This window comes from Alphaproteobacteria bacterium RIFCSPHIGHO2_01_FULL_41_14 (genome assembly GCA_001767855.1).
Taxonomy (GTDB): domain Bacteria; phylum Pseudomonadota; class Alphaproteobacteria; order UBA7879; family UBA5542; genus 2-01-FULL-41-14.
Window position 1 is genome coordinate 713,082 of sequence record MEMF01000002.1, and the last position, 11,775, is coordinate 724,856.

An 11,775-nucleotide genomic window follows, 5' to 3' on the forward strand; every position below is an offset into this window, starting at 1 on the left:
TAACCTAATGGGTTATTTCTTGCTCATAGACGTCTTTCCGATGGCCTACGCGAACCACGATAATGGTCAAGACATCATCTTTAATCTTAGAAATAATTCTATAGTCTCCAACGCGGTAACTCCAAAATTGGTGAAGAGGGCCAGTCAGCTTTTTCCCAAAGATCCTAGGATCATCAGATCCCAGAAGTTTTTCATACAAAAATCTCTGAATTCTTTCGTTTTCAGATTTTCCCATTTTATTAATCTCTTTGATAGACGATTCTGTCAAAACAATCGTCCATTGAGCTTTCATAATCATCCTGGTCTAGAGGTCTTTTAAGTCTTTCCAACCCAGTATACGGCTGGCTTCTTCCAAGGTATAAGTTTTTTCAGTCCCTTTATCAATTCTTTTTTCAATCTCTATAGCAGCGTAATAATCTGCTTGAGCCTCCAAAAACTCTTCCAGAGCCTGACATACAAAAGACGTCTTCGTGCGTCGAGCCTTCTTGGCGAAGCGGGTCAATCGCTCTTCAAGATCTTCAGGTATTCTCACAGATAAAGTCATTTCTCTCCATCCTCTCTTGATAGTATTTACAGCATGTGCCATACAAAGAAATACATGTCATACAAATATAGTACGTCTCTTACCTGGATTCAAGAGGGAAACCACAGGTAACTTACTTTTTACCACTGTTGAGAACAGACCGAAAAGCCTCAATATTCCTCAAATGATGCTCATGGGTCTCGGCAAAGGCATGCCCTCCCCTGCCCGTCGCCACATAGAAAAGGTGTGAAGTCCACACCGGGTTCACGGCTGCTTCTAAAGAGGATTTTCCGGGATTGCAAATGGGGGTTGGGGGTAATCCACTGATATAGTACGTATTAAAAGCATTTTTCCTTTTCAGATCACTCAACTTCAAGGGTCGACCCAGAACACCCGTTTTCGTTATGCCATAAATGGTTGTGGGATCCATTTGTAGTTTGATCCCACGTTTCAAACGATTCATAATGACCCCTGCAATCAAGTGCTTTTCGTGGGGAATATTGGTTTCCTTCTCAATAATGGACGCCACAATCAAAACATCTTCTGGGGTTTTAAAGTATAAATTGGGCACCCGTTTCTGCCAAGCTTCCTTGAGGTTTTTTTCCATATTGTTTTGCATGAGACTGATGAAGCTGGAATAGGTTGTCCCCCCTTCTATTTTATAAGTATCCGGATATAACATTCCCTCAGGGGGTAGTCTAAACTTATCCTTTTCGAGGAAACTGTATTTTTGAATATTTTCCGCAATCCGTAGATTTGTATACCCCTCTGGGATAAATATGCGATAATAAATGCCAAAGCCTTTGTAAATCGCATCCGCAATATAGGCCTCTGACATATAGGGTTCAAAAACATACTGGCCCTTTTTCAGCGCGCGATCTTTTTGGGTATACCTCAAATAAACAGAGAAAAGAAATTTGGAACGAATCAGACCTAAATCATAGAGGTGCTGGCTAATAACGGGAACGGTTTCCCCTTTCCGTACTTTCAAGATCACCGAATGGGAAAAAGGCCCTGGGGAATGCATAGACCCATAAAGCCCTAACAAACAATAAAGAACGGCGGAAATGCCCCAGAAGGTGGTCTTATACCACACATTGTAGGCGTTATGAAAACCGTTTAAAAACGAGTGAGGCATTTGTCCCCCCAAAGCCAAAAGAATTCGATAACACATAGTTTACCTTTTTTTCTTTTGCTTTTAAAGGGATCAGATCAACCCCTTCGCAGGCAGGATCTGGGTCGTTTAGATTTAAAGTTGGAGGCAATATGCCCTCTCGCATGGCTAAAATGGAGAAAATAGCCTCCACACTACCCGCCGCCCCTAGCAAATGCCCGATAGAGGACTTGGTGGACGACATGGACAGCTTTGGACGATTGCCGAACAAACGCTGAACGGCTTGCAATTCCATAATATCCCCCACAGGTGTGGACGTCCCATGGGCATTCACATATCCCACCTCTTCTGGTGCAATTTCTGCACGATTTAAGGCCATCTTCATGGAACGATAGGCCCCATCCCCATCTGGCGCCGTCACATGGTAGGCATCTCCAGAAAGGCCATATCCCACTAATTCAGCATAGATTTTGGCACCTCTCTTCTGGGCATGCTCTAGGCTCTCGAGAACCACAATGCCAGCCCCCTCGCCCATCACGAATCCATCACGTCCCTTATCCCAAGGACGAGATCCTTCGGTGGGGCGATCATTATAGGATGATGAAATGGCACGCAAGGCTGCAAACCCCGCCAAACCAATACGACACATACTAGCTTCTGTGCCCCCAGCCACCATGACGTCCGCATCCCCATACTGGATAAGACGGGCCGCATCCCCTATGGCATGCGCGCCGGTGGAACAAGCCGTTACAACCGAATGATTAGGACCTTTGAGGCCATATTTGATGGAAACGTTGCCAGACGTCATGTTAATGAGACACGCCGGGATGAAAAAAGGATTCACACGTCGGGGGCCACGTTCGAACAAAGCCACTGAGTTCTGATAGATGCCCTCTAAGCCCCCAATACCACTGCCGATCATAACACCGGTGCGCTCTTTCTCAAGGTCTGTTTGGGGATGCCATCCAGCATCTTTTAAGGCTTCATCTGCCGCCGCAATTCCAAAAAGGCAATACCGCCCCATTTTGCTTTGATTGCGGGGCTCTACAAAGGCATCAATATTAAGATGCTCTGTGGAAGGTTGACTTCCCTCACCATCTTGGAAAATGGAGATTTCTCCCCCAATTTGGCACGCAATATCTGACACATCGCACTGCTGGATTTTTCGGATGCCAGACTCAGCATGAATCAATTTCTTCCAGCTCTGAGAAACGGCTGGGCCCAGCGGGCTCACCATCCCCATTCCTGTAACAACAATACGCTTCATGATTATTCTATCATATAAAGGAAATCCAAAGATTTCCTATTATTCCACATGCTTGTCAATATACTCTACAGCGTCTTTAACTGTCTTGATTTTTTCTGCATCTTCTTGAGGAATTTCACACCCAAATTCATCTTCAAAAAGCATGATAAGCTCTGCAAGATCAATGCTATCTGCGCCGATGTCATCTGTGAAACTTGCATTATCAGTTACCTTTGAGGCATCAAGTTTAAACTTTTCCATCACAACTTTTTTTACTTTGCTTGCTGTATCAGCCATCGTTTCTATTCCTTCATAAATTACAGATTACCAAATGGCTACTCATCATCAAACAGCCACTAGCTAGACATGATGTTCTAGCTATCATAAACAGTTTAATTTGGCTAGTCAAAAATTAAACCATGGCCATACCACCATTCACATGGATGGTCTGTCCCGTTACATAACCAGCTTCACGACTTGCGAGATAAACAGCCGCAGCCGCAATATCCTCAGGGGCGCCAATATGCCCTTGTGGGATAGAGAATGCAATTTTTTCTTTTTGTTCCTCCGTTAGAATATCTGTCATGGGAGATTTAATAAATCCCGGGGCAATGCAGTTAACGGTGATATTTCGCGAGGCCACTTCCTTTGCCAATGACTTAGACATCCCGATTAAACCCGCTTTAGCTGCAGAGTAATTGGTTTGTCCTGGGTTTCCTGTCACCCCCACCACGGACGTAATATTGATAATGCGTCCAAATTGGGCTTTTAACATAGACCTCAACACTGCTTGAGTCAGGCGAAAGGGCACCTCAAGATCTACCCGCAGCACTTCTTGCCAAGCCTCAGGCTTCATCACAAACATAAGACCATCCTTGGTGATTCCCGCATTATTGATGAGGGTATCAATGGCCCCCATTTTTTCCATCGTGTCGGGAATCAATTTGCTAACGGAAGCCTCGTCTCCCAAATCGCAGGTAACAATGTGAACGCGTTCGTTCCTCAAGCCGTCTGCGATCTTTTCCAAGGCGTCTTGTCGACGACCACTTAAAGTGACAGTGGCACCCCGCGCATGAAAAGAGGAGGCAATTGCTTGGCCAATAGCCCCAGAAGCTCCCGTCACTAAAATCTTCCTCTCTTTAAAGTCAAACATAATACACTCCTAAGCTCACGCCTCAAGGGCCATAAATTCTTCCACATCACGGGGGGACTGAATGGACAAACTCCGCACATCGGGAGAGATCCGTTTTACAAGCCCACTTAAAACTGTCCCGGCCCCCACTTCTACAAACCGCGTCACCCCCAAAGACTGCAACTTTTGTATAGTTTCTGTCCACCTTACACGCCCCGTGATTTGACGCACTAATAGATTCCGCAGAATGTCCCCGTCTGTCTCGGGGACAACGGTCACATTGGGGAGGATAGGCAGCGAGGCATTTTCAAAGGGCAGCTTTTCTAGGACGTTTTTCATCCGCTCGGCCGCCATCATCATTAAAGAGCTATGGAACGGTGCACTCACCTTTAAAGGAATGACTTTTCGAATAGAGAGACTTTCTGCAATGGCCGCCACATGGGATAACGCCACCAACTCTCCACTCAGCACGATCTGGCCTGGGCAGTTATCATTGGCCACTTCACAGACACCGTACCGAGAAACTTGTTGGGAAATGGTTTCTGCTTGTTCCAACGATGCTCCAATCAGCGCCACCATCCCGCCCTGTCCCACGGGCACAGCGTGCTGCATAGCTCGACCACGCTCTTTCAAAGCCTTCACTGTATCGGTAAAATTTAGCACCCCCCCGGCACAGAGGGCCGCGTATTCTCCAAGAGAATGACCAGCCGCATAAGAGAAGGAAGGTGTACCAATCCCCGCCTCATTCAACACACGAAGTGCCGCCATGGAAACAGCCACCAAAGCTGGCTGAGTATTCTCGGTTAACATGAGTTGGTCTGCTGGTCCCTCAAAGATAAGGTCGGTGAGATTCTGAGAGAGCGCATCATCAAGCTCTTCAAACACTTGGCGCGCGACAGGAAAGGCGTCATATAAATCTCGCCCCATACCCACAACTTGGGATCCCTGGCCTGGAAATAAAAGAGCTTGCTTCATTTGTGTGTTTCTATCTAATTTTTCCCAAAATGAAAAGTGTTTTTATTTCTTGCAATTTGATATAAAAGCTCGTATAAGCTGAGGATTAATCGTAATGTACTTCTTGCTGACCCGTAAATTCGCGCGTTCGGTAATTTTTAGCCATAAGGAGTTTATATGTCATTTTACGAAAATATTTTTATTGCACGTCAAGATTTATCCCCCAATCAGGTAGATGCCCTGGTAGAAGGATACAAGAAGCTCGTCCAAGATCAAAAGGGCGAAGTGAAAGAGCATGAGTATTGGGGTCTTCGAACCCTTGCCTATCCCATTCGCAAAAATCGTCGTGGCCATTATGTGTTGTTGAAAATCAAAGCTTCAGGAAAAACTATCTCAGCCCTGCGCCATGAAATGAATCTAAATGAGGACATCTTGAAAAGCCTGTCTGTGAAAGTGGACAAGCTTGAAGAAGGGCCTTCTGTCATGATGCAAACAAAACGTGACAGCGAATAAGAGTTTAAGGATTTGAAAAATGACCAGAGAAACAAGAGACTTTAAAAGAAAACCAAAGAGTGGCCCAAGCCAAACCAAGAGCCACTTTTCAGGAAAAAAATCTTGCCCTTTTAGTGGACCAGATGCCATCGCCATCGATTACAAGGACGCAAGAACTTTGTCTCGCTTTGTAACCGAGAGAGGAAAAATTATGCCACGCCGTATTACGTATGTAACACCAAAGGCACAACGAGGCCTGTCAATTGCTATCAAAAGAGCGCGGTACATCGCCCTCATGCCCTACGTATCGAAGTAAGGAGCCTCATAATATGAAAATAGTTTTATTAGAACGCATTGAAAGACTAGGCCGTATGGGCGACGTTGTTTCAGTAAAAGATGGCTTCGGACGAAATTATCTTTTACCTCAGAAAAAGGCCTTAAGAGCCACCGCGGAAAACATTGCCTATTTCGAGCAACAACGTGCCTCCCTTGAAGAAAAAAGCAAAGATCTTCAGGTAAAGGCGGAAGCCATTGCCAAGAAAGCAGCCAAAGTAAACTTGCTTGTTATTCGTCAAGCCAGTGAAGTCGGCCACCTTTATGGTTCTGTCACCTCTCGGGACATTACCAAGTATTTGGAAGGTCATCATATTGACATCACCCATACCCAAGTGCGTCTTGACACGCCTCTTAAAACAGTGGGTGTCTACGATGTGAAGCTTACTCTTCACCCCGAGGTGTCTCTCTTCATAAAAGTCAGCATTGCCCCTTCCGAAGAAGAGGCAAAGAAATTATTGGAAAGCCCAGACGGGGTTTTCAAGAAAGAGACGACTGCCGCACCCGTAGAGACGATCGAGACAGAACACCCTGGTTTCCCAGAAGAAAACGTGGCTGATTTGGGAGAAGAACTCTCAGCTAACTAAAAGATTTTTCAATCAACAAAAAACCCGCTCTCTTTTGAGGGTGGGTTTTTTGTTGTTCAGCGCGATATTGGTTTCCCTATTATAGATGATGCCTCTTCCAGTCTCTTTCCAAACCTCTTGAGTAACGTATTAGGGGAAACTTTGGACGCATCCATAATATGTTCTTCGGGCCGAGATGGGGGGCAAGAACCACTCAAAAAACTTATGGTTTTATTTTTTTCCTTAAATGGTTCAAAACAAACAACAAAATTTTTATCTTCCTTTACTGGATCATGGAAAATCAAACTTAAGCCTGCTGCTACACTGTTGTGATCCCCTATTTCTAAGGTCGATTTCTTTAATCCCTGATGAATCCTAATGACATCAAAACTCTCAATTCTAAAAGGATTTTGTTTGTCATTGAGAATTGTTTCTATGAGAGAGGTATTACCTCCTTCTCCTGTTGTTATGATTTTTTTGGGATCCGTCTTCTTTTCAATATCAGGAATATTGACAGTTGCAGTAAAATTTAGGGTAGAAACCCAACGACACCCATAGTCCTCTTCTCCAATAGCAGAAAAACAAAGCGGGAAAAATAAGAAAAGAACGACTATCTTAAAAAGAACTTCTTTTTTACCATTGAATCTTTCCATAAACATTTTGCCCAAGACCAAGGAAAGACATTTTTTGAATCCAAGGAAAACATGCTATCCCATTGCCTTCCAGATTTATTTTTTCAAAACGCTCCTTGGCAAGCAGGGTGTTTAAGGTCTGTTCAAATTTTTCTTGTTCATCCCATCCTGTTTCATAAAGACGATTAAAACTCAAATTTAGCCGCGTCAAAGAAGGAAGATTTTTATTAATATAGTCAATTATTTCTGTTGCCCCCTCTAACGTAATTATGTTGTCATTTAGGTTTAAAGATTTAACACGTGTGGAAGCCTCAGGAATTTCTTTTAAATAATCAATCACACTCGTTGTGTCAAGAGGGCGATGACCTCTAAAACAACAGGAGATTGAAGGAGACGTAATGCTCCGACGACTCAAATCTATATCTATATTATTTTGGTCTAGTAAAGCCGAATGAACATGAAACCCTATCAGCAAGAATCCAAAGAAACTACATATATTTTTCATATTAAACTCCATCTTAAAAATGAAAAGGAAACTCTGTACTCTTAATCAAAAATTCCTCTGTCCCATATGAGGACTACACAAGATGGAGATGTATAGCAAGGTGAAATTTCTTATTTTTTAAATAAAAAAAGGGCTAAATGACAGTCTCCCTAAAACTGGGCAGTTCAATGCTTAGCTTCCCATGATTTGATTTAATCCGGATCCCCAAAGACCGTACTTTTACACAAATGGGGCTGGTACTCCCCTCACCTTTAATTTTTAAATCAACCTTTTATTTCAATCTTATTCTTGAGAAACTCGAAAAGTTTGGTATATTTACTCACATGAAAACCCCTGCAAATACGAATAAGAAAAGCTCGTCGAGAGTCCTCTCTTCCTTTGTGGGATGGCTCATCGTCATCGTCGCTTTTGTGGGGGTCATGTTCTGGATTTTTTCCTAAGAAACTTTTTTCTGCTCTAGACAAGAGAGCGATTGAGTAACCAACTCTTCAATGATCTCTGCCACTGGCTGTTCTTTGGAAACCATCCCCACACTTTGCCCGGCCATGAGGGATCCTCGCTCCACGTCCCCCTCAACCACGGCCCGTCTTAAAGCCCCAGCCCAATAGTGTTCAATCTCTAATTGCCCTTCTTTCAAGGTAACCTTGCCATCATCCACCCGTTGGATTACTTGACGTTGCAGCTTAATGAAATCTTCCGTTCCTTTATTGACCAATCCTCGAACAGGAATCACAGGGAATCGCTCGTCTAACTGCACCGAGGCAACGGCATCTCGGGCATTGGCCCGCATAAAGGCTTGTTTAAAGTTAGGATGGGCTTTGCATTCTGTAGCACACACAAATCTGGTCCCCAGCTGACATCCTGAAGCCCCCATCTCTAAATACGAGACAATAGCCTCCCCTCGCCCAATACCGCCGGCTACGAAGACAGGAACTTCTTGAATGTGAAGCAGAATCTCTTGGGCTAATACCGTGGTGGAAACGGGGCCAATATGCCCACCGGCTTCCATGCCTTCAATCACTAGGCCATCTATCCCCATACGAATCAGCTTTTTCGCCATCATTAAGGAGGGCGCGAAGGCAACCACCTTAATGCCCGCCGTTTTTAACATATCGAGGAAGCTTGCCGGCGGAAACCCGCCTGCCAAAACAACATGGGAAACTTTTTCTGTCATACAAGCCTTCACCAAGTCTTCGATGAGAGGGTGCAATAAAATCAAATTTACCCCAAACGTATTTTTCGTGAGCGTGCGTGTTTTTCTGATTTCCTCAGCTAAAATATCAGGAGGCATCGCTCCACACGCCAAGACCCCAAACCCACCAGCATTAGAAATTGCCGCTACCAACCCTGGTTCCGAAACCCAGGTCATGGCGCCCCCTAAAATAGCATACCGAGACCCCAACAGGTCACAACCGCGCTTCCATAGTTTATTTAATCTGTTTTGCATAAATCTTCTGTGAGTTTGTGATAATTTTCTTTGTTTTTCTAAACAGAGGTAACTTACCAAGAGAATTTATAAAAAAAAAGAAAATTATGATACTATTAAAGGAAAAAGGTTCCTTGCATGATTAAACCAAACAATAACATAGATTTAAACGAAGTCAAAAAATTCTCAGACAATGCCCAAGATTGGTGGAATGAAACGGGTTCATACCAATCGTTGCATAAACTGAACATGATACGCCTTTCTTACCTGAAAAGCCTTCTCATGCAACATTTTCATAAAAAACCAGATGCCCTTCCCCTCAAAAACCTGACCATCCTGGATGTTGGCTGCGGCGGAGGTCTTGTCTGCGAGCCTCTGAGTCGACTTGGTGCCTCTGTCACCGGTATAGACCCCAGCCCTGAGAATACGTCCATCGCGAAAGATCATGCCCGTCATTTTGGGCTAGATATTCTTTACAGCACCTGCACGCTCGAAGACTTACAGGATCAAAAAACATATGACGTGGTGCTGGCCCTGGAAGTTTTAGAACATATTCCAAACCCGGCAGACTTTTTAGCTCTGTGCTTTGAAAAGACCTCCCCCGGTGGGCTGTGCATTGTGGCCACGCTGAACCGAACATTGCGCTCTTATTTAGAGGGAATCATTGCAGCTGAGTACGTTTTAAAGTGGCTGCCCAAAGGCACCCACCATTGGTCTAACTTTTTGAAACCTGCCGAATTGTTTCATTTATTTAAAAAGGCAGGGTTTCAAGATGCCTCTTTCAAAGGTGTTCATTTTTCTCCCCTGAAGAATGAATGGTCTTTATCTGATACGCTGGAGATCAACTATATGGGCTATGCTATCAAAGAAAAGCTTCTCTAGAAAGGCCTCAAAATAAAAAGGGCCAGATTTGACTCTGGCCCTAAGTTTAACAGGGAGGCTTACGTCTGGGAGACGTAACTAAGAGAAAACTCTTAGCTCTAGGCCTTGCGCCTAGAAGGGTTTAGCCTTTCGGCAAACTTGTGAAGCAATTTCTCGCTTCAGTCCCTAATATAGATATTTTTACGCAAAAAAGTAGATCATTTTAGTCCAATTTATCATGCAGTTTTTGCATGGCCTATTGGGTAGGAGAGGCCGCAGATCCCGCTAAAATACCCCCATCGATGGTGAATTCTGATCCTGTCACATAGCTTGATTCGTCAGACGCTAGAATAACACCACTGTCTTTATATGATGAAGTTCGATTGGATGATTGAGGTATACACCTCTTGACACTCTGGCCTCCCCATACTATAGGTCAGAAGAGGACAACCAATTCAGAATTGAGGCCCGTGTTATGAAAGTTATTTCTTAAAGTATCGTTTAGCTGAAAGGCATCCTGCTCCAGGGATACCCGTCATTAAATTTATCTTGAGAGATTTTCATGTTACACAAGCCCCTCCACCTAAATAATCTATGCTTTTCTTTGCCCAATAAAACCTGCTTCGAGGGATTTAGTTCCCAAATCAGCCCTGGCAGTCGCATTGCCCTTATGGGCTGCAATGGCAGTGGAAAATCCTCCCTCCTTAGGATAATTCAAGGTCAAGTCGAGCCTACTAGCGGGACTGTTCATCGACCTGAAGATGTTCGTCTGGGCTTTGTACCCCAGATCATCCAGGGATTCCAAGACCTCAGCGGCAGTGAGCGGTTTCAAGCCACCCTCACCCAAGTCTTGAGCCAAGATCCCAATGTTCTCCTTTTGGATGAACCAACGAATCATTTAGACGTCCATAACCGTCGCTCTCTCTTGCGTATGTTCCATTCCTATCAATGCACCTTGATCATTGCCTCCCATGACGTGGATATCCTCCGATTTGTGGATACCCTATGGCATATTGATAACGGGCGAGTCCACGTGTTTTCCGGTAATTATGATGATTATCAGCGGGAGATGGGAGTAAAGAGAGCTTCCATTGAAGAAGAGCTTTCTCGGCTAGATCGGCAAAAGAAAGAGCTTCACCATGCCTTCATGAAGGAACAACAACGCGCGAAGAAAAGCCAGGCGCGAGGGCAAAAAAGCATTCGGAACAGAAAATGGCCCACCATTGTGTCCAATGAAAAAGCCAAACGAGCAGCAGAAACATCGGGTCGTAAAAAAAGCACCCTTACCCACCGAAGAAACGACCTCTTAGATCAGCTTGCCACCCTGCGTCTTCCCGAGATCATTATGCCCAAATTTTCTTTGAAGGTGGGAGAAGCTCACGGAAAAACCCTCCTTCACATCACTGAAGGGACTGTGGGGTATGGGGAACATCCTATTTTAACAGAGATTAATCTTTCGGTGAGAAGTGGAGAACGCATTGCCATCCGAGGGGATAATGGATCGGGCAAGTCTACCTTGATTAAGGCTATCCTCACCCAAAAAGAAGTGACTCGGACAGGAACATGGACTATATCCAACCGAGAAGAGATGGGATATTTGGATCAACATTATGAGACGCTGCAACCGAATCATACTGTTTTTGATGCCATTCATACGTTAGCCCCCTCTTGGTCTCACGCGGAAGTTCGCGCGCATCTCAATGATTTTTTATTCCGAAAAAATGAAGAGGTGAATGCTTTGGTCTCCACTTTATCTGGCGGGGAAAAAGCGCGTCTTTCCCTCGCCCACATTGCTGCTCAAACACCTAGGATTTTAACTTTAGACGAGCCGACGAATAACCTAGATCTGGACACCCGCAATCATATGGTCCAGGTCTTAAGGGCTTATCCGGGGGCTCTTCTCATTATTTCCCATGATGAAGACCTGTTGGAAAGTATTCAGATAGACGCCGTTTACACTATAATGGAGGGAAGGTTAACCCCATGAGATA

Annotated in this window: 16 protein-coding genes; 6 read left to right on the top strand and 10 right to left on the bottom strand. The window is 44.5% G+C overall.

Annotated features, from left to right (window positions below; all coding sequences use genetic code 11):
• Positions 1-4: 4 nt before the first annotated feature.
• The 7 genes from A2621_03540 to A2621_03570 form a co-directional block, all read right to left on the bottom strand.
• A complete protein-coding gene (locus A2621_03540) occupies positions 5-292 on the bottom strand; it encodes an addiction module toxin RelE (protein OFW90138.1) in 288 nt (95 codons plus the stop codon).
• Between the two features lie 12 nt (positions 293-304).
• The gene (locus A2621_03545; protein OFW89927.1) at positions 305-544 is read right to left on the bottom strand and encodes a hypothetical protein; all 240 of its coding nucleotides are present in this window, start codon (positions 542-544) and stop codon (positions 305-307) included.
• Positions 545-656: 112 nt separating this feature from the next.
• Positions 657-1,661: a hypothetical protein gene (locus A2621_03550; GenBank protein OFW89928.1), complete on the bottom strand. Its 1,005-nt coding sequence runs from the start codon at positions 1,659-1,661 to the stop codon at positions 657-659.
• Entirely contained in the window at positions 1,630-2,904 is a 1,275-nt protein-coding gene (locus A2621_03555) for a beta-ketoacyl-[acyl-carrier-protein] synthase II (GenBank protein OFW89929.1), read from the bottom strand. Before A2621_03555 ends, A2621_03550 begins: the two co-directional genes overlap by 32 nt.
• 39 nt (positions 2,905-2,943) lie before the next feature.
• A complete protein-coding gene (locus tag A2621_03560) occupies positions 2,944-3,180 on the bottom strand; it encodes an acyl carrier protein (GenBank protein ID OFW89930.1) in 237 nt (78 codons plus the stop codon).
• Positions 3,181-3,295: 115 nt separating this feature from the next.
• A complete protein-coding gene (locus A2621_03565) occupies positions 3,296-4,036 on the bottom strand; it encodes a 3-oxoacyl-[acyl-carrier-protein] reductase (GenBank protein ID OFW89931.1) in 741 nt (246 codons plus the stop codon).
• A gap of 15 nt (positions 4,037-4,051) precedes the next feature.
• Positions 4,052-4,990: a [acyl-carrier-protein] S-malonyltransferase gene (locus tag A2621_03570; GenBank protein ID OFW89932.1), complete on the bottom strand. Its 939-nt coding sequence runs from the start codon at positions 4,988-4,990 to the stop codon at positions 4,052-4,054.
• 156 nt (positions 4,991-5,146) lie between these two features.
• Between A2621_03570 and A2621_03575 the strand changes: the two genes are divergently transcribed.
• The 3 genes from A2621_03575 to A2621_03585 are packed head-to-tail and all read left to right on the top strand — an operon-like array spanning position 5,147 to position 6,381.
• Entirely contained in the window at positions 5,147-5,482 is a 336-nt protein-coding gene (locus A2621_03575) for a 30S ribosomal protein S6 (GenBank protein OFW89933.1), read from the top strand.
• Between the two features lie 19 nt (positions 5,483-5,501).
• Positions 5,502-5,777 (top strand): 30S ribosomal protein S18, encoded by a 276-nt coding sequence (locus tag A2621_03580; protein OFW89934.1) that lies wholly within the window; start codon positions 5,502-5,504, stop codon positions 5,775-5,777.
• A gap of 13 nt (positions 5,778-5,790) precedes the next feature.
• Positions 5,791-6,381, top strand: coding sequence for a 50S ribosomal protein L9 (locus A2621_03585; protein OFW89935.1), 591 nt, complete (start codon positions 5,791-5,793; stop codon positions 6,379-6,381).
• A 56-nt stretch (positions 6,382-6,437) separates the two neighbouring features.
• On the opposite strand, the gene A2621_03590 is transcribed toward A2621_03585, so the two are convergent.
• Positions 6,438-7,019: a hypothetical protein gene (locus A2621_03590; protein ID OFW89936.1), complete on the bottom strand. Its 582-nt coding sequence runs from the start codon at positions 7,017-7,019 to the stop codon at positions 6,438-6,440.
• On the bottom strand, positions 6,994-7,509 hold the full coding sequence (locus A2621_03595; GenBank protein ID OFW89937.1) for a hypothetical protein: 516 nt from the start codon (positions 7,507-7,509) through the stop codon (positions 6,994-6,996). Before A2621_03595 ends, A2621_03590 begins: the two co-directional genes overlap by 26 nt.
• 215 nt (positions 7,510-7,724) lie before the next feature.
• Here A2621_03595 and A2621_03600 point away from each other — a divergent pair, with 215 nt between their 5' ends.
• On the top strand, positions 7,725-7,937 hold the full coding sequence (locus tag A2621_03600; GenBank protein ID OFW89938.1) for a hypothetical protein: 213 nt from the start codon (positions 7,725-7,727) through the stop codon (positions 7,935-7,937).
• Here the strand turns inward: A2621_03600 and A2621_03605 are convergent.
• A complete protein-coding gene (locus A2621_03605; GenBank protein OFW89939.1) occupies positions 7,934-8,944 on the bottom strand; it encodes a 2-nitropropane dioxygenase in 1,011 nt (336 codons plus the stop codon). The genes A2621_03600 and A2621_03605 overlap by 4 nt on opposite strands.
• Positions 8,945-9,061: 117 nt before the next feature.
• On the opposite strand from A2621_03605, the gene A2621_03610 reads away from it, so the two are divergent.
• Both A2621_03610 and A2621_03615 read left to right on the top strand, forming a co-directional pair.
• Positions 9,062-9,805: a hypothetical protein gene (locus tag A2621_03610; GenBank protein ID OFW89940.1), complete on the top strand. Its 744-nt coding sequence runs from the start codon at positions 9,062-9,064 to the stop codon at positions 9,803-9,805.
• Between the two features lie 541 nt (positions 9,806-10,346).
• Entirely contained in the window at positions 10,347-11,771 is a 1,425-nt protein-coding gene (locus A2621_03615; protein ID OFW89941.1) for an antibiotic ABC transporter ATP-binding protein, read from the top strand.
• Positions 11,772-11,775 lie beyond the last annotated feature (4 nt).

Bases quoted from the DNA above. Each gene is read 5' to 3' on its own strand.
- A2621_03565 (OFW89931.1), bottom strand. From the start codon at position 4,036: ATGTTTGACTTTAAAGAGAGGAAGATTTTAGTGACGGGAGCTTCTGGG.
- A2621_03585 (OFW89935.1), top strand. From the start codon at position 5,791: ATGAAAATAGTTTTATTAGAACGCATTGAAAGACTAGGCCGTATGGGC.
- A2621_03580 (OFW89934.1), top strand. From the start codon at position 5,502: ATGACCAGAGAAACAAGAGACTTTAAAAGAAAACCAAAGAGTGGCCCA.
- A2621_03605 (OFW89939.1), bottom strand. From the start codon at position 8,944: ATGCAAAACAGATTAAATAAACTATGGAAGCGCGGTTGTGACCTGTTG.
- A2621_03545 (OFW89927.1), bottom strand. From the start codon at position 544: ATGACTTTATCTGTGAGAATACCTGAAGATCTTGAAGAGCGATTGACC.
- A2621_03595 (OFW89937.1), bottom strand. From the start codon at position 7,509: ATGGAGTTTAATATGAAAAATATATGTAGTTTCTTTGGATTCTTGCTG.
- A2621_03560 (OFW89930.1), bottom strand. From the start codon at position 3,180: ATGGCTGATACAGCAAGCAAAGTAAAAAAAGTTGTGATGGAAAAGTTT.
- A2621_03610 (OFW89940.1), top strand. From the start codon at position 9,062: ATGATTAAACCAAACAATAACATAGATTTAAACGAAGTCAAAAAATTC.
- A2621_03570 (OFW89932.1), bottom strand. From the start codon at position 4,990: ATGAAGCAAGCTCTTTTATTTCCAGGCCAGGGATCCCAAGTTGTGGGT.
- A2621_03555 (OFW89929.1), bottom strand. From the start codon at position 2,904: ATGAAGCGTATTGTTGTTACAGGAATGGGGATGGTGAGCCCGCTGGGC.
- A2621_03615 (OFW89941.1), top strand. From the start codon at position 10,347: ATGTTACACAAGCCCCTCCACCTAAATAATCTATGCTTTTCTTTGCCC.
- A2621_03590 (OFW89936.1), bottom strand. From the start codon at position 7,019: ATGTTTATGGAAAGATTCAATGGTAAAAAAGAAGTTCTTTTTAAGATA.
- A2621_03550 (OFW89928.1), bottom strand. From the start codon at position 1,661: ATGCCTCACTCGTTTTTAAACGGTTTTCATAACGCCTACAATGTGTGG.
- A2621_03575 (OFW89933.1), top strand. From the start codon at position 5,147: ATGTCATTTTACGAAAATATTTTTATTGCACGTCAAGATTTATCCCCC.
- A2621_03600 (OFW89938.1), top strand. From the start codon at position 7,725: ATGGGGCTGGTACTCCCCTCACCTTTAATTTTTAAATCAACCTTTTAT.
- A2621_03540 (OFW90138.1), bottom strand. From the start codon at position 292: ATGAAAGCTCAATGGACGATTGTTTTGACAGAATCGTCTATCAAAGAG.